At 72.8% G+C, this 16,345-nt stretch carries 12 protein-coding genes; 3 read left to right on the top strand and 9 right to left on the bottom strand.

Features of this window, described 5'->3' with window-relative positions; translation table 11 throughout:
* Positions 1–93: 93 nt before the first annotated feature.
* Complete coding sequence (locus tag LCD33_RS04430) at positions 94–3,423, bottom strand: phosphodiester glycosidase family protein (RefSeq protein ID WP_224966428.1); 3,330 nt, start codon at positions 3,421–3,423, stop codon at positions 94–96.
* 193 nt (positions 3,424–3,616) lie between these two features.
* Here LCD33_RS04430 and LCD33_RS04425 point away from each other — a divergent pair, with 193 nt between their 5' ends.
* Positions 3,617–3,916, top strand: coding sequence for a hypothetical protein (locus LCD33_RS04425; RefSeq protein WP_224955376.1), 300 nt, complete (start codon positions 3,617–3,619; stop codon positions 3,914–3,916).
* Positions 3,917–4,027: 111 nt separating this feature from the next.
* Here LCD33_RS04425 and LCD33_RS04420 read toward each other — a convergent pair whose 3' ends face one another.
* The 3 genes from LCD33_RS04420 to LCD33_RS04410 all read right to left on the bottom strand — a co-directional run bounded on the left by LCD33_RS04420 (position 4,028) and on the right by LCD33_RS04410 (position 8,100).
* Positions 4,028–6,856, bottom strand: a complete 2,829-nt coding sequence (locus tag LCD33_RS04420) for a vitamin B12-dependent ribonucleotide reductase (RefSeq protein ID WP_224955375.1) — start codon at positions 6,854–6,856, stop codon at positions 4,028–4,030.
* Between the two features lie 124 nt (positions 6,857–6,980).
* Positions 6,981–7,472: a transcriptional regulator NrdR gene (gene nrdR, locus LCD33_RS04415; RefSeq protein WP_224955374.1), complete on the bottom strand. Its 492-nt coding sequence runs from the start codon at positions 7,470–7,472 to the stop codon at positions 6,981–6,983.
* A gap of 274 nt (positions 7,473–7,746) precedes the next feature.
* Complete coding sequence (locus LCD33_RS04410) at positions 7,747–8,100, bottom strand: LysM peptidoglycan-binding domain-containing protein (protein ID WP_224955373.1); 354 nt, start codon at positions 8,098–8,100, stop codon at positions 7,747–7,749.
* A gap of 442 nt (positions 8,101–8,542) precedes the next feature.
* Here LCD33_RS04410 and lexA point away from each other — a divergent pair, with 442 nt between their 5' ends.
* Positions 8,543–9,211, top strand: a complete 669-nt coding sequence (gene lexA, locus LCD33_RS04405; protein WP_224955403.1) for a transcriptional repressor LexA — start codon at positions 8,543–8,545, stop codon at positions 9,209–9,211.
* A gap of 55 nt (positions 9,212–9,266) precedes the next feature.
* Here lexA and LCD33_RS04400 read toward each other — a convergent pair whose 3' ends face one another.
* From LCD33_RS04400 to LCD33_RS04380, 5 genes are all read right to left on the bottom strand, one after another.
* Complete coding sequence (locus LCD33_RS04400; RefSeq protein ID WP_224955372.1) at positions 9,267–10,373, bottom strand: hypothetical protein; 1,107 nt, start codon at positions 10,371–10,373, stop codon at positions 9,267–9,269.
* 64 nt (positions 10,374–10,437) lie between these two features.
* Positions 10,438–11,808: a GTPase HflX gene (gene hflX / locus LCD33_RS04395; protein WP_224955402.1), complete on the bottom strand. Its 1,371-nt coding sequence runs from the start codon at positions 11,806–11,808 to the stop codon at positions 10,438–10,440.
* A 288-nt stretch (positions 11,809–12,096) separates the two neighbouring features.
* The gene (gene dapF / locus LCD33_RS04390) at positions 12,097–12,948 is read right to left on the bottom strand and encodes a diaminopimelate epimerase (protein ID WP_224955371.1); all 852 of its coding nucleotides are present in this window, start codon (positions 12,946–12,948) and stop codon (positions 12,097–12,099) included.
* A gap of 10 nt (positions 12,949–12,958) precedes the next feature.
* Positions 12,959–13,876, bottom strand: coding sequence for a tRNA (adenosine(37)-N6)-dimethylallyltransferase MiaA (gene miaA / locus LCD33_RS04385; RefSeq protein WP_224955370.1), 918 nt, complete (start codon positions 13,874–13,876; stop codon positions 12,959–12,961).
* Positions 13,877–13,918: 42 nt separating this feature from the next.
* Positions 13,919–14,629 carry a hypothetical protein gene (locus tag LCD33_RS04380; RefSeq protein ID WP_224955369.1) on the bottom strand — a complete coding sequence of 237 codons (711 nt, stop codon included), beginning with the start codon at positions 14,627–14,629 and terminating at the stop codon, positions 13,919–13,921.
* Positions 14,630–14,907: 278 nt separating this feature from the next.
* Here LCD33_RS04380 and LCD33_RS04375 point away from each other — a divergent pair, with 278 nt between their 5' ends.
* Positions 14,908–16,236 (top strand): DUF349 domain-containing protein, encoded by a 1,329-nt coding sequence (locus tag LCD33_RS04375; RefSeq protein WP_224955368.1) that lies wholly within the window; start codon positions 14,908–14,910, stop codon positions 16,234–16,236.
* The last annotated feature ends 109 nt before the right edge of the window (positions 16,237–16,345 follow it).

The raw sequence follows: 16,345 nt of genomic DNA, 5'->3' as shown, positions 1-16,345 counted from the left end.
CGGGAGAACCGGCAGAGCCGCCGCAGGGTGGATTTCAGATCTGTGGACGAACCGGCGCCCTGTGGAAGAACTCCCCGGTATAGCAGGAAGAACTCACCTCCGGGTGACAGCGAATACGGTGGACTTCTTCACCCCGTTGATCATCACGCTCAGTTCCGCCCGCCCCGGACGCAGCCCGGTGAGCACCCCGGTGCCCGGATCGAACGCGGCCACCGCACCCGGCCCCACCTCCGCGGCAGGTCCGATGTGGACGGACCGGCCCGACCAGTCCGCGCTCACCGGGTACCGCACGGGCACCACCCGGTCCTCCTGCAGCAGCGTGGCCGCCACCGGCGCAGCACCACCCGCCACCACCGGCGGCACCGGCAGCTCGATCCGGTCGACGCGCGGCCTGGTCTCCCAGCGCACCGGGTCGCGCCGGTCGCCGGGATCGATCCGCAGCAGGCTCCACCCGGTGAAACCACCCGCGTCCGGGGCCGTGGCAGGCCGCTTGCCCGCATTGCCGTTCACCTGCCGCGGCACCCCGTCCACGGTGGAGGAGTGGAAGGTGCCGGCATGTCCGGCCACCAGCACGGCGGGCTTCCCCGAATCCCGCCGGAAATCGGCCAGCCACCGGCCGAGCAGCTCCGCCTCCTTCGGATCCTCCAGCTGGGAGGCGTCCGTCGGGCCCGGATCGCGCGGCGGGTGGTGCAGGAACACCGCCACCGAACGCACCGCCGGATCCCGCGCAGCCTCGTCCAACGCCGACCGCAGCATCCGCACCTGGCCGAACCCGCCGCCCAGCAACGAGCCCGCCGACGAATCCAGCAACACCGCCCGAGTCCCGGCCACATCCGCCACCTGGTGGGTGGCCCCGAACTCGGCGGCGAACTCGCGCAGGTCCCCCGGCCCCGAGGCCTCGTGGTTCCCCGGCACGTAGTACCAGGGAACCCGATCCCCCACCTCCGACTCGATCACCCGGCGGGCCAGGTCGAAATCGGCCGCGGTCCCCCGATCCACCAGATCACCGTTGATCACCAGCGCGTCCGGCCGCGCCGCCACCGCCTCGCGCAACGAACGCCGAGCGGCCGCCACCAGCGGACCGTCCGGCTCGTCGGCGGTGAACTGGGCGTCGCTGACCACCGCGATCCGGGACGCGCCCGGCACAGGCGGCAACGTCCCATCCCGCACCACCGACGGGTCCTGCGGTTCCGCGTCGACCGGCACCTGCACCTCCGGGGCGACCAGCGCGGTCAACTCGTCGAACACCAACCGCCCCGAGTACTGCCGCGCACCGTCCGGCTCGACCGCGTAGATCCGCTGCAACCGGAGCGATCCGGACACCCCGGCGGGCAGCGGTGCCTCGACGTAGCGCCACCCCGTCCAGTCCACGTTGCGCGCCCAATCCACCGTCGTGGCCACCCCAGCGGAATCGACGACGGAACCGCGCAGCCACGCGCCGCGGCCATCGCCGTTCACCCACATCCCGAGCCGCTGCGTTCCCGGTCGCAACGGGAGCGGCTCGGTGACGTTCACGTACGCGGCTCGGGTCGTCGTGGCGCCCGTCAACGCGTAGTCCAAGGCCAGACCGGGAGTGCCCGCGTGCCCCGGTGCCTCGTGCAGCGACGCCGCCACCTGCTGCGGGAACACCGACACCTCCCACCCCCCGGGACCGTCCAGCGGCGCCAGCGGCTCCGGTCGAGAACCGGTGGTGACGCCGAGGTGCGCGGTCAGGTCACCGACGCGGACGGTCACCGCCGAAGTCGCCGAGTCCGACAGCGCCGTCACCGCGAACCCGGCACCGTCCGGTTCGATCCGCACCGCGTCGCGGTCGTACTCCAACCGCACGTCCACCGGTTCCACCCAGGTCCGGAAGCCCTCGGCGTCCTGGCCCAGCACCTGGAAGCGCCCCCGCGCGCCCGCGTCCGGCAGCTCCACCCGCCGCACATCGGTGCTGATCGACGCCGGCGGGCCCAAGACGGCCAGCTCCGCCGAACCGCGTGCGCCGGGAGCGCTCGCCGTCACCGTGGCCGTGCCCGGGTGACCCGCGCGCAGCACTCCCCCGTCCACCCGGCCGGCCGCGGCCGGCGACACCGACCACTCGGGATCCGCGGGTACCGGTGCCCCGGTCTCGTCGTGGCCGTGCGCCGCCACCGCCCTGGACAGCCCGGACAGCACCCGTTCCCCATCGGGCTCGACCCGGAACCCGCGCAACCGGCGGCTGCCCGCGGCGGTCGCGAACCCGATGCCGTTCGGCACCGGGCGCAGCTCCCCGTCCGACGGCGCATTGCGCACGTCCGCCTCGTCCGCGCCGCGCTCGCGCGCCAGCAGCGTCGACGAACCACCGCCGTCCAGGTTGATCGCGTCCGACGCCCCCAGCGCCCGCAGCCGTTCGGCCAGTTCCCGCTCCGTCGCACCGCGGCTGTCGGCCTGCCTGCCATCGATGGTGACCAGCCACATCCGGGTTCCGTCAGCGGAGAAACCCGCCGCGGTGCGGGGGTGCAGGGCGGTGTCGTCGACGGGCTGCACCTCCCCGTTCCGCAGCAGCATTTCGTTGCCGCCGATCGCCACGTCCACCGGGCCGTCCGTCCGCGGCCGGTACCGCACCGAGACCCGATCGCCCGGCCGCAGCGAGCCGAGCGCGGCGGCTCCGGCGCCGGTGCCGAGCAGCCGCACCGCACCCGGCGGCATCGGCCCCTCCGCCGGGGCGGGTCGCACCTGGGCCACCACGTCGCCCGCGAGCTCCACCTCCAGCACCGGCGCCGAACCGTCCACTGCGGACTTCCGGGACGCCGCGCCCCAGTACGGCGTGTAGAGACCGATGCCGCCGGTGGCGACGCGCGGGGAGTTCAGATCGGTGATCGGCACGGTCCCGCCGTCCGGGCGGATCAGCTCGGCGGCCAGGAACACCTGCATCAGGCGCCCCGCCGAGCCGCCGACCGCGGCGACGTCGTTGTGCCCGCCGGACGGCGCGGAGAGCAGCTCACCACCCGACATCGCGGCACCGAGCGGAGCTCCGGACGCGTCGATGTCGAAGAAGTCCCCGTTCACCCCGGCGACCGCGCCGCCGAGCTGCTCGGAAAGCGGAGCGCGCGCCGACGCCGAACCAGGGCTCAAGTACTCCGGTCGCAACCCGGACCCGGCCAGGTCCGCGGCGAGCACGTCACCGCGCACCCAGCCCTCCGGCTCGTACCGGTCGAACTCGGTCAACGTGAGCCCCGGGGCCACCTCGGACGTCTCCCGCGACGTGTCGAAACCGTCCGGGCCCGCCGCCCTCGCCGTGGCGGAGCGGACGCTGACCGGGCCGCGTTCGGTCGCGGACGCGCCGGGAAGGTCCTCCACCGGTGGTGGACCCAGCAGCGGCGCACCGCTCGCGGCAGGTGCGGTCAACGCACCCGCCAGCACCGCACCGGACAGCCCCAGCACCAGACCGCGCGACCTCATGCGCCCTCCCGATCACCCCGGAACCTCAGCGCACCAGCAGACCGCACCGGCACGACCGGGGGCGAGCGCCGAGCTGAACAGCACTCGAACAGCCCACACCGATCACCGGACCAGGTTCCGGCGACGATCCGCCCCGGGCACGTCCGCCGGTAGAGTCGGCGCACGACGATCCGGACCAGCAGGAGGATTCGCCATGCGCAGCGTTCCGCCCGCCCTGCTCAGCTCCGCCGGGCTGATCGGCGGCTTCGCCGTCACCCGGGTGCAGCGGCACCGCTCGTGGAGCGGGCTGGTCGCCGGGGCCGGCGGGCTGGCCGCGGTGGAGAGCTGCCGACGGCGCGGCGGTACCGGTCGCGCGCTGCTGCTCGGCGGTGCCTACGCCGCCGGGCTCGCCGGGTCGCACCCGTTGGCCCGGCGCATCGGGGCCTGGCCCGCGGTCGTCACCGCGACCGCGGGAGTCGCCGCCGCGGCGCACCTGCTCTCCCGCCACGGCTGAGTCCGGAACCCAGCCGCTCGTACGCGCGAAAAGGGTGGCCCGGCATCGCGCCGGACCACCCTCCGCGTCGGTGAGGCGCCGCTACCCGCAGGTCGGCGCCCCGTCACGAGGTCAGCTGCACCCCGAGGTGGAACCGCAGCCCTCGCACAGGTAGCAGGAACCGGACGGACGCATCTTCGTGCCGCAGGTCATGCACAACGGCGCGTCCGCGGCCTTGCCCAGCCGCAGCTCCAGCAGCTCGGTGGAGCTGCCCGCGCGGGGCTCCTCGCCCTCGCGCCGCGACTCGGCGACCGAGGAGTCCACCGTGGACCGCATGGTGTCGAGGTCGACCTCACCACCGCCGGTGGAACCCGAGTCGTACTCCGCGGTCTGCGCGGTGCGCTCCTCGGAGGTGAAGATGCCCAGCTGCGCGCGCTTCTCGTAGGGCAGGTAGTCCAGCGCCAGCCTGCGGAACAGGTAGTCGAGGACGCTGCCCGCCATCCGCACGTCCGGGTCGTCGGTCATGCCCGCAGGCTCGAAGCGCAGGTTCTGGAACTTCGAGACGTAGAACTCCAGCGGGATGCCGTACTGCAGACCCACCGAGATCGACATCGAGAAGGCGTCCATCACGCCCGCCAGCGTCGAGCCCTGCTTGCCCAGCTTCACGAAGATCTCGCCGAGACCGTCGTCCGGGTACGAACCGGCGTGCAGGTAGCCCTCGGCACCGCCCACGGTGAACGAGACCGTCTGGCTCGGGCGCTTCTTCGGCAGGCGCTTGCGGACCGGGCGGTACTCGATCTGCTTCTCGACGGCCTTCTCCGCGGTGCCCTTGTCGCCCTTGCCCGCGGACAGCGGCTGGCCGACCTTGCAGTTGTCCCGGTAGATCGCCAAGGCCTTGAGGCCGAGCCGCCAGCCCTCGAAGTAGATCTCCTCCACGTCGGCGACCGAAGCGGCCTCCGGCATGTTGACCGTCTTCGAGATGGCGCCCGACAGGAACGGCTGCACCGCGGCCATCATCCGCACGTGGCCCATCGGCGCGATGGAGCGCTCACCCATCGCGCAGTCGAACACCTCGTAGTGCTCGGGGCGCAGGCCGGGCGCGTCCACCACGTGGCCGTGCTCGGCGATGTACTCGACGACCGCCTCGATCTGCTCTTCCTGGTAGCCCAGCGCCTTCAGCGCGCGCGGGACCGTCTGGTTGACGATCTGCATCGAGCCGCCGCCGACCAGCTTCTTGAACTTCACCAGCGCGAGGTCCGGCTCGACCCCGGTGGTGTCGCAGTCCATCATCAGGCCGATGGTGCCGGTCGGGGCCAGCAGCGAGGCCTGCGCGTTGCGCCAGCCGTTGCGGGCACCGAGTTCCAGGCCGTCCTGCCACACCTTGGTGGCCAGCTTGTGCACGGCCACGTCGTTGCGGTGGTAGGTGCGGACCAGGTCGTTGGCCGCGGCGTGCTTGCGCATCACGCGCTGGTGCGCGTCGGCGTTGCGGGCGTAGCCCTCATACGGGCCGACGGCGCCGGCGAGCTCCGCCGAACGCTTGTACGCGGTGCCGGTCATCAGCGAGGTGATCGCCGCCGACAGCGCGCGCCCGCCGTCGGAGTCGTAGGCGTGCCCGGTGGCCATCAGCAGCGCGCCCAGGTTCGCGTACCCGATGCCGAGCTGGCGGAACTTGCGGGTGGTCTCGCCGATCGCCTCGGTCGGGAAGTCCGCGAAGCTGATCGAGATGTCCATCGCGGTGATGACCAGCTCAACGGCCTTCTCGAACAGTTCCGCGTCGAAGGTCAGATCCGAGCGCAGGAACTTCATCAAGTTCAGCGAGGCGAGGTTGCAGCTGGAGTTGTCCAGGTGCATGTACTCCGAGCACGGGTTGGAGGCCGAGATCCGGCCGCTCTCCGGCGCGGTGTGCCAGTCGTTGATCGTGCCGTCGTACTGGATGCCCGGGTCGGCGCTCTCCCACGCCGCCTTGGCCATCTTCCGGAACACGTCGCGGGCCTGCACGGTGTCCACGACCGAGCCGTCGGTGCGGGCGCGCAGGTTGAACGGCCCGTCGCTCTCCACGGCGCGCATGAACTCGTCGGTGACGCGCACCGAGTTGTTCGCGTTCTGGTACTGCACCGAGGACATGTCGGCGCCGCCGAGGTCGACGTCGAATCCCGCGTCGCGCAGCGCGCGGATCTTGCCCTCTTCCTTGGACTTGGTCTCGATGAACTCCTCGACGTCCGGGTGGTCCACGTCGAGGATGACCATCTTCGCCGCCCGGCGGGTCGCACCGCCGGACTTGATGGTGCCCGCGGAGGCGTCCGCACCCCGCATGAACGACACCGGGCCCGAGGCGGTGCCGCCGGAGGACAGCAGTTCGCGGGAGGAGCGGATCCGGGACAGGTTCAGGCCGGCGCCGGAACCGCCCTTGAAGATCAGGCCCTCTTCCTTGTACCAGTCGAGGATCGACTCCATCGTGTCGTCCACGGACAGGATGAAGCAGGCGGAGACCTGCTGGCGCGAGCTGGTGCCCACGTTGAACCACACCGGCGAGTTGAAGCTGAACACCTGGTGCAGCAGCATCCAGGTCAGCTCGTGCTCGAAGATCTCCGAGTCCGCCTCGGTGGCGAAGTAGCCGTGCTCGACGCCGGCGCGCACGTAGGTGTGCACGACCCGGTCGATCAGCTGCCGCAGGCTGCTCTCCCGCTGCGCGGTGCCCTGCGCCCCCCGGAAGTACTTGCTGGTCACGATGTTGACCGCGTTCAGCGACCAGAAGTCGGGGAACTCGACCCCGCGCTGCTCGAAGTTGACCGAACCGTCGCGCCAGTTGGTCATCACCACGTCCCTGCGCTCCCACGACACCTCGTCGTAGGGGTGCACCCCCTCGGTGGTGTAGACGCGCTGCACCCGGATGCCCTCGGTGCGGGCATCTGAATCCGGCTCCCCCGCGGCGCCGGCCGGGCTGCCCACGGTCTCTGTCATGACCTGTCCCTCTTCCCTGTTGCTCGCTCGTGCGTTCCCGGCGTCGTCCGGGGTGCTCCCCGGGCGGCGCTGGTGCATCCCACCCGCATTCGACGGCTCGCGCCTGACGTGCCGCCGCTTCGACCTAGCCACCGGTGCTCCCCTCGGCGACCTGCGGGACCGCGCCTGCGCCGGCGGCGGCCCGGAGGTCGGCGATCTCCTCCTCGAAGTCCTCGACGGAGGAGAACGCCCGGTACACGCTCGCGAACCGGAGGTACGCCACCTCGTCGAGCTCCCGCAGCGGCCCCAGTATCGCGAGTCCCACCTCGTGGCTGGACAACTCCGACACACCTCGGGAGCGGACCGCGTCCTCGACGCGGTGGGCGAGCTGCTGCAGCGCGTCCTCCTGCACCGGGCGGCCTTGGCAGGCGCGCCGCACGCCCCGCACCACCTTCTCGCGGCTGAAGGGCTCGGTGACGCCGGAGCGCTTCACCACCGACAGCACGAGTTCCTCGATCGTGGTGAACCGGCGACCGCACGACGAGCAGGATCGCCTGCGCCGGATCGCCTGGCCCTCCTCGACCTCGCGCGAGTCGACCACTCGCGAATCATCGCCCCGGCAAAACGGGCACCGCATCGGACTCACCCCCTCCCCGGCATCATCGTCATCCACACCATCGAGCTCACCGGCGCGACTCACGGTCCGTGGATGCGCGAACACTCCGCGATCCCAACCCGTGGAGTAACTACACCGGCGTAACTACTAGATGTTGTGGTCGACTCTAATCCGCCCCCACACGGGAAGCAAACCGACCCACCCCGTCTTCCCCGGTCGAGTGACACCGAACCCGACGACCTGCGGAAGCCCTCCCGGGACGCCCGCGAACCACCCTCGAACGCGCCCCGGGCGGTCAGCCCCGCTGCGCCGGCACGACGAGCGCGCCACCCAACGCGGGCGCCGCCGGGTCGAGCCGGTTCAGCTCCACGATCCGGTCAACGACCGCACCCTGATCACTGTCCGGAGCGAACCGGGCGGCCATCGACCACAGCGTGTCGCCCTCGGCCACCCGCACGACCGCAGTGGCGTCCGGCACCGGCCGCGCACCCGAGTCCAGCGCGAGCAAGCCGAACAGGAGGACCCCGATGAACGCGCAGGCACCCACGGCGGCGAGCCAGGCGCACTCGCGGGCCAGGCGGAACCACCGCGCCCGCGCGACCACGAGGACCGGGGCGGACGGGGCCGCCGCCACCTCGACGGAAAGCACCGCATCCCCGCGCTCCGCGCGCGGCCGACCGATCGGAGCCGCGGACGGCTCCATCGTCGCAGCGCCGGATCGCGACCGGGACACCGCACCGGACATCGCCACCATGAGCACCTCCAGACACCAGGACCTCGGGACGGCCCGGCGATCGCTCCATGATCGAAAAGGTGTTCGATCGAACCTGCGTGCGATTGTGTACCAGCAGTGCCGGAAAAGGCCAGAGTCGCGGCCAAATTAACTCGAACAGGTGTTTGATCTTCCACTTCAGCCCGTCTACTGTGGAAATCGGAGTCACGAGCAGTCCCGTTCACGAGGACAGGAGGCAGTGGTGGTCAGCAACACGACCGAATCGATCAACGGCGAACTCGGCGGCACGTCCGGCGACGCCGGGTCGGCGAACGGTTCTCGCGGCGCGGAGGCGATCGTGACCGACATCAAGGGCGGCATCGCGGCGGAGTCGACGAGCGCCCCGGCGGTCCCCGAGCAGCCCGGTACCGACGAGCTCAGCGACCGGCAGCTCAAGGTGCTCGAGGCGATCCGCAGCTGGATGCGCGAGCACGGCTACCCGCCGAGCGTGCGGGAGATCGGCGACGCGGTGGGCCTGACGTCCACCTCGTCCGTCGCCTACCAGCTGCGGGTGCTGGAGCGGAAGGGCTTCTTGCGGCGCGACCCGCACCGCCCGCGCACGGTCGGCGTGCTGGTGGCCGATTCCGAGCAGACCGAGCTCGCCGGGCGCCCCAAGCCCGCCTACGTCCCGGTGGTGGGCCGGATCGCCGCGGGCGGCCCGATCCTCGCCGAGGAATCGGTCGAGGACGTCTTCCCGCTGCCGAAGGAGATCGTCGGCGAGGGCTCGCTGTTCCTGCTCCAGGTGGTCGGCGACTCGATGACCGACCTGGCCATCACCGACGGCGACTGGGTGGCGGTGCGCCAGCAGCCGGACGCCGAGAACGGCGACGTGGTAGCGGCGATGATCGATGGCGAGGCCACGGTCAAGACCTTCAAGCGGACCGACGAGCACGTCTGGCTGGTGCCGCACAACGAGGCCTACCAGCCGATCTTGGGCGACGACGCGACGATCCTCGGCAAGGTGGTCGCGGTGCTGCGCCGGCTCTGATCCGGGGCGCCGTCCGGCCGGTGGACCGCCCGGGCCGCGCGCCCGAGATGGGTTCTCAGCGGCGGCGCATCCGGACCAGGAAGTACAGCAGCAGGGCGGCCAGCCCACCGGCCACGACGAGCGCGGGGGCGGTGGAGAGCACGGACCCGTCCGCCGCGTCGTCCGACCCAGGAGCCGGTTGTTCGCCCTCGGCGGGTTCCGAAACGCCGGGGGCGGGTGTCCCGGGCGCCGCGGAGGGGTCGGGTTCGGCACCCGTCGCCAGCAGGGCCGCGGCCCCGGGCAGCACGTACACCGGTTGAAGTCCTTCCGAACTCGTCACGAGCGACCCGTCCGGCTCCCACGCGATCGCCTCGCCCTGCGGTTCCGACGGCAGCCGCAGAGCCACCGGCGGGCGCCGCAGCGCCGCGGGCACGTCGCCGTCGGGTGCGTGGAACAGGTAGGCCTCGGTGTAGGTGCGCAGCGCGATCAACGTGCCGTCCCGGCTCACCGAACCACCCGTCACCAACCGGGTGCCGATGCCCTTGATCGGGCCGTCCGGGGAGTCGGTGGTGGGCAGCGCGAGCTCCCCGACCCGCTCCCACGACACCGTCCCGCCGGCGACCAGGGGCTCTGCCGGGCGGTACACGAAGGCCATGCCGAACGGTTCTTTGGTGACCACGTGCGGTGTCCCGGCCCGGTCCAGCAGGAGTGCCTCGGCGTCGTGCGGACCGTCCGGGTAGCTCAGCCGGTACAGCTGCGAGTCGCCGTCCGCCGTCAACCGGTGCAGGGCCACGGTGGAGCGAGTCCGCCGGTTGTCACCGGTGTCGGCCAGCCACGCCGCACCGTCCGGGGCCAACGCCAAGTCCTCGACGTCGTAGGGGTCGGTCGGCGAAGTCCACTCCGCCCGCACCTCGCAGCTGTCGCGGTCGAGCAGGGCGACCCGCAACGAGCTGCCGCCATCGTCGACCGCGTACCAATACCGGCCGTCCGAGGCCAGGCCGGACAACTCGGTCAGTCCCGGGTCCGTCACCCGGCAGCGCTGCACGGGAGCAGGCGGCTCCGGTGCCGCGGCCGCACCTGGAGCCCCGGTGCCGAGCCCGCACAGCACCACGACCGCGGACAGCGCGCTCCCCCGCCGCACCGACCGGGCCGGGGCTCGGCGCCGCCGACGCAGGCCGCTCACCGCACGGGTGGGGTGAGCCGCACCGCGAGCACGCGGCCGCGGGCGGAAGCCGGCCGCACGCCGCTCATCCGACGGCCACGAACGGCTGCAGCGCTCCCGCCAGGTCGGGCCGGACCTTGGCCCGCACCCTGGTGCCGTCGGCCGTGTGCTCCTCGGCCACCAGCTCGCCTTCGGCGTGCACCCGGGCGACCAGCTCACCTCGGGTGTACGGCACCAGCGCGTCGATGAACACGTCCGGCCTCGGCAGCCGGTCGGAGATGATCTCGCGGAGTGCGGCGATGCCCTCGCCGCTGTGCGCCGAGACGAACACCGCACCGGGCAGCAGCTGCCGCAGTTCGGCGAGGCGGGTGGCGTCGACCTGGTCGACCTTGTTCACCACCAGCAGCTCCTCCGGCACCGGAGCGCCGTGCTCCTCGGCGATGTCGGAGACGACGGTGCGCACCGCCGCGACCTGCTCGTGCGGCTGCGGTTCGGAACCGTCCACCACGTGGACCAGCAGGTCGGCGCCGGTGACCTCCTCCAGCGTGGAGCGGAAGGCCTCCACCAGCTGGTGCGGCAGGTGCCGGACGAACCCGACGGTGTCGGTCAACGTGTAGGGCCTGCCGTCGGGGGTCTCGGCCCGGCGGGTCGTCGGGTCCAGGGTCGCGAACAACGCGTCCTCGACGAGCACTCCGGCACCGGTGAGCGCGTTGAGCAGGCTGGATTTGCCGGCGTTGGTGTACCCGGCGATGGCCACGCCCGCCACCCGCTGCGCCTCGCGCCGCCCGCGCTTGGTGCTGCGGATGGTGCTCATGGCTTTGAGCTCGTTGCGGAGCTTGCTGATGCGCTTGTGGATCCGCCTGCGGTCGGTCTCCAGCTTCGTCTCACCGGGACCGCGGGTGCCGACGCCGCCGTTGGCACCACCGGCACGACCGCCAGCCTGCCGGGACATCGCCTCGCCCCAGCCGCGCAGCCGCGGCAGGAAGTACTGCAGCTGGGCGAGCTCGACCTGCGCCTTGCCCTCCTTGGAGCTGGCGTGCTGGGCGAAGATGTCCAGGATCAGCGCGGTCCGGTCGATGACCTTGACCTTCAGCTTGTCCTCCAGCTGGCGCAGCTGGCCCGCGGAGAGCTCGCCGTCGCAGATGACGGTGTCCGCACCGGTGGAGATGACGACTTCGCGCAGCTCCTTGACCTTGCCGGAACCGACGTAGGTAGCCGGGTCGGGCCGCGGCCTGCGCTGCACCAGCCCGTCGAGGACTTCCGAACCTGCCGTCTCGGCGAGGCGGGCCAGTTCGGCCAGCGAGCTCTCGGCATGCTCGGCGTCGCCTTCGGTCCACACCCCGACCAGCACCACGCGCTCCAGGCGCAGCCGCCGGTACTCGACCTCGGTGATGTCCGCGAGCTCGGTGGACAGCCCGGCGACGCGGCGCAGCGAGTTGCGCTCTTCTAGCTCCATCTCACCCGCGGACGGGTCGTCGGAGTAGGAGTCGGCGGTGAAGTCGACCTCACCGTCGTCGAAGCGGTCGTCGAACGGACCGTCGTCGAAGGAGTCGAAGTGGCCGCCGTCGTAGCGGGAGTCCTCGGGGAGGTCGTCCCGCCCGACGTCGGATGCCGTGCGAGCGTTCCCGTCGCGGGTGCCCGCCTCATGTGACCACAGTGCGGATTTCTTCATATCGACACCATTGTCCCACGGCACGCGAGTGGTTTTCACCCTTCGACCGGGGTGACCGCGTCCGGATGCGGATCAGCCGCCCGCGAGCTGCCGCCACCAGCCGGCGTCGATCCGGCCGCCGCCGACGAGCACGGCGGGCCCGGTGAGCAGGGTCGTCGCGCCGGTCACCTCGACCTGCACGGTGCCGCCGGGGACGTCGACGGTGCGGATCCCGGTCGTCTCGCCGTCGGCGCGGAGGGCGGCGACGGCGGCCGCGACGGTGCCGGTTCCGCAAGAGCGGGTCTCGCCGACGCCGCGCTCGTGCACCCGCATCCGCACCCGCCCGGGCCCGCTGGGGCGGACGAATTCCACGTTGACGCCGTTCGGGAACACCTCGGAGTCGTGCGCGGGGCTTCCGGCGAGGTCGAGCGCGTCGAGGTCGGCGTCGGTGACGCACGCCAGGTGCGGGTTGCCGAGGTCCACGACCAGGCCGGGGAAGTCCCGCCCGGCGAGGGTCGCTGCGGACTCGCCGAACACGTTCGCAGCGCCCATGTCGACGGTGCTGCCGCCGTCCGAGTGGGTGCGGACCTGCCGGAGCCCGGCGCGGGTCCCGACGGGGAACTCGGTGCCGGTGACGAGCCCGGAGTCGACGAGGTACCGGGCGAAGACGCGGACCCCGTTGCCGCACATCTCGGCGATCGAGCCGTCCGCGTTGCGGTAGTCCATGAACCACACGTCCGGGTGAAGGTCGGCGGGTGCGTCCGGGATGGCGGCGGTCGGGACGACGCGCAGCACGCCGTCGGCTCCGAACCCGCGGCGCCGGTCGCAGAGGGCGCGCACGTGCGCGTCGGTGAGCTTCAGCTCGCCGTCCGGGTCGGGCAGCACGACGAAGTCGTTCTGCGTGCCGTGGCCCTTGGCGAACTCTGGTCCTTCGGAAAACCGCACGTCGACGAGTCTACGTGCGCAGCAGTGCGCGGACGGCGGGCACCGCGCTCGCCGGTTCGGGCGCCAGCCACCGGATGCGGTCGTCGCGCCGGAACCAGGAGCGCTGCTTGCGCACGAACCGGCGGGTGAGCCGGGCGGTCTCGGCGGCGGCCGCGGCCATGTCCCCGGACCCGTCGAGTTCGGCGAGCACCTGCTGGTAGCCGAGGGCGCGGGAGGCGGTGCGCCCGTGGCGGAGGCCCTGCTCGCAGAGTTCGCGGACCTCGGCGGCCAGCCCGTCGTCGAACATGCGGGTGACGCGCCGGTCCACCCGGTCGTCGAGTTCCGCGACGGGCCGGTCCAGCCCGACGAGCACGGTGCCGTAACGCGGTGGTCCGGGCACCGGCAGGTTCGCGGAGAACGGTTCGCCGGTGATCTCGATGACCTCCAGCGCCCGCACCATGCGTCGCCCGTTGGAGGCAAGGATGGCTTCGGCGGCGGACGGGTCGAGCTCGGCGAGTCGGCGGTGCAGCGCGTCCGGCCCGCGTTCGGCGAGTTCGGCCTCCCAGCGCGCCCGCACCTGCGGGTCGGTGCCGGGGAACCGCAGGTCGTCGAGCACGGCCTGCACGTACAGCCCGCTGCCGCCGACGAGCACCGGGGTGCGGCCGCGGGCGAGGACGTCCTCGACGGCGGCGCGCGCGTCCCGCTGGTAGGCGGCCACCGAGGCGGCTTCGGTCACGTCCAGCACGTCGAGCAGGTGGTGCGGAACGCCGTGCCGCTCCCCCGGCGGGAGCTTCGCGGTGCCGATGTCCATGCCCCGGTAGAGCTGCATCGCGTCGGCGTTGACGACCTCACCGCCGAGTTCGGTCGCGACCTCGACGGCGAGGTCGGACTTGCCGGTGGCGGTGGGCCCGACGATCGCCACCGGTCGAGCTGGGGATGCGGCGGACACGGTGGGGACTGTAGTGCCACCGGCCGGGGTCGCGGCGGGCCGTCAGCCGGTCCGGGTCCAGACGCCGACGTGGTAGGTGATGCCCAGCGGCGTGTCGGAGTACAGCGGTTCGGCCTGCCAGGTCCCGCGCGCGGCGGCCCCGGCGGCGACCTGCCACGCGGCGCGACTGTGCACGCCCAGCTCGGCGCATTCGCCGGGGTCGAGGCCGAGCAGGGCGGCGCGGTCGACGTCGCGCAGCGCGCGGCGCAGCACCTCGTCGAGGACTTCGGCCCGCGGGTCCGGCGGGTGCGGGGAACGCTCGTCGCGGTGGCTGCCGCCTTCGGCCAGCACCAGCAGCGCGGTCTCCGTCCCGGAGGCGTCCAGCCGTTCACCCAGTTCAGCGGCCTGCTCGGCGGGCGCGTCGGGATCCAGCAGGTGCATCCGCACGGACCGGGCCCCGGCTTGCGCACGCAGCAGTCCGGCGACGAGCGCCGGCAGCGGCAGGTCCGGGTCGGGGGTGGTGCGCTCGCTCTCGTGCAGCGAGACCGGGACGTCGACGCCGTACCCGGCGAAGGTGCCCGTCGTGCCCGGCCCGAGTTCGGGAGGACCGGAACGATCTACCCCGACCGCCACCCATTCGGTTGCGGATTCGGTCAAAATGGTGGTGGCGCGCAGGCACGCGCTCCGCACGGGCTCGATCACCGAAGTGGACCGCACGGTCAGTTCGGGGACGAGCAGCGGCGGGTAGGGCACCACGGCGATGCGGGTGATCACACCCGTGCACGGTAGAGGTCACGGTCAGCGGTGAGCGGAGCAGGCATCCGATCGGCGGAGGCGGGCGTTCGAGGCACCCGCCCGCGGCCGCTCCGCGCGACCGGGCGAACCGCGCGGAGGAACGCCGGAATTCCGGCGCGGGTGCCGACCTGTTTGAATGCGCCAGCGGAGATCGGACTCGTCACCGGGGTCCGGATCGCCGCGTACCGGCCCCGCACGTGCGGGGCGCCCGTGCCCGGCACGGGCACCGAAGCGGGTACCCGAGGAGGATTCCGGTCATGACGCACCAGGACACGACCCCCGACAGCACTGCGGGCGCCACGCCCGACGCGGCCGCGGCCGCCGCTGGGACCGGGTCCACCTCGACGGCCCCCTCCGTCCCGACGGCGTCGACGCACCCGGAGCGGTGGGGTCGCGTCGACGAGGCGGGCACCGTGTGGGTGCGGACCGCCGACGGGGAGCGCGAGGTCGGTTCCTGGCAAGCCGGCGAGCCCGCCGAGGGCTTGGCGCACTTCGCGCGGAAGTTCGACGACCTGCGCACCGAGGCGGAACTGCTGGAGAACCGGCTCAACAGCCGGTCCGGGGACGCGAAGCAGTCGCTGACCAGCGCCAAGCACCTGCGCGACGGCTTGCCGGAGGCCGCCGTCGTCGGCGACTTGGCCGCGCTGGGCGCGCTGGCGGAGCACCTCGTGCAGCACGCCGAGCAGGCGGTCGAGGAGGCGAAGGCGCACAAGGAGCAGGCCCGCACGGACGCGGTGGCCCGCAAGGAGGCGCTCGCCGCCGAGGCCGAGGAGATCGCCGCGGAGGCGACGCACTGGAAGTCCGCCGGTGACCGGCTGCGCGCGATCCTCGAGGAGTGGAAGTCGGTGCGCGGCGTGGACCGCAAGACCGACGAGCAGCTGTGGCGCCGGTTCTCCAAGGCCCGCGACGCGTTCAACCGCAGGCGCGGTTCGCACTTCGCCGACCTGGACCGGCAGCGGGCCGCGGCGAAGGCCCGCAAGCAGGAGCTCGTGGAGGCCGCCGAAGCGCTCACCGAATCCACTGATTGGGGAGCGACGGCGGCGCGCTACAAGGAGCTCATGGCCGAGTGGAAGGAGAGCGGCCGGGCACCGAAGGACAGCGACGACGCGCTGTGGCAGCGGTTCCGGACCGCGCAGGACGCGTTCTTCGCCCGCCGGTCGGCGGCGTTCTCCGAGCGCGACGCCGAGTTCGCCGAGAACGCGCGGCACAAGGAAGCGCTGCTGGTCGAGGCGGAAGCGATCGACCCGGGTGCCGACCTGAACGCGGCACAGGCGCAGCTGCAGCGCATCCAGCAGCGCTGGGACGAGATCGGGAAGGTCCCGCGCGAGCGGATGCGGGAGCTGGAGGGGCGGCTGCGCACGGTCGCGGACCGGGTGCGGTCGGCTTCGGACGCGCAGTGGCGGCGCACCGACCCGGAGGCGCAGGCGCGCGTCGACCAGTTCCGGGAGCGCGTCGAGCAGTTCGAGGCGCAGGCGGAGAAGGCGCGCGCCGCGGGCGACGCGAAGCGGGCGAAGAAGGCCGACGAGCAGGCCGGCCAGTGGCGGGTGTGGCTCGCCGCTGCCGAGCAGGCGCTGGCCGATCGGTGAGGTCGCCGCCCCCCCCCCGGGGGGGGGGGGGGGGGGCCCCCGGGCGCGGGGGGGGCGGGGGGGCGGGGGGGGGGGGGCCCCCCCGGGCCCCCCCGGGGCGGGGGGCGGG

The organism is Saccharopolyspora sp. 7B (assembly GCF_020177435.1).
Lineage (GTDB): Bacteria > Actinomycetota > Actinomycetes > Mycobacteriales > Pseudonocardiaceae > Saccharopolyspora_C > Saccharopolyspora_C gregorii.
Note: the sequence above shows the minus strand (reverse complement) of the source record. Positions and strands in the feature narration are given on the sequence as shown.

Bases quoted from the DNA above. Each gene is read 5' to 3' on its own strand.
- LCD33_RS04430 (WP_224966428.1), bottom strand. From the start codon at position 3,423: ATGAGGTCGCGCGGTCTGGTGCTGGGGCTGTCCGGTGCGGTGCTGGCG.
- LCD33_RS04425 (WP_224955376.1), top strand. From the start codon at position 3,617: ATGCGCAGCGTTCCGCCCGCCCTGCTCAGCTCCGCCGGGCTGATCGGC.
- LCD33_RS04420 (WP_224955375.1), bottom strand. From the start codon at position 6,856: ATGACAGAGACCGTGGGCAGCCCGGCCGGCGCCGCGGGGGAGCCGGAT.
- nrdR (WP_224955374.1), bottom strand. From the start codon at position 7,472: ATGCGGTGCCCGTTTTGCCGGGGCGATGATTCGCGAGTGGTCGACTCG.
- hflX (WP_224955402.1), bottom strand. From the start codon at position 11,808: ATGGAGCTAGAAGAGCGCAACTCGCTGCGCCGCGTCGCCGGGCTGTCC.
- LCD33_RS04375 (WP_224955368.1), top strand. From the start codon at position 14,908: ATGACGCACCAGGACACGACCCCCGACAGCACTGCGGGCGCCACGCCC.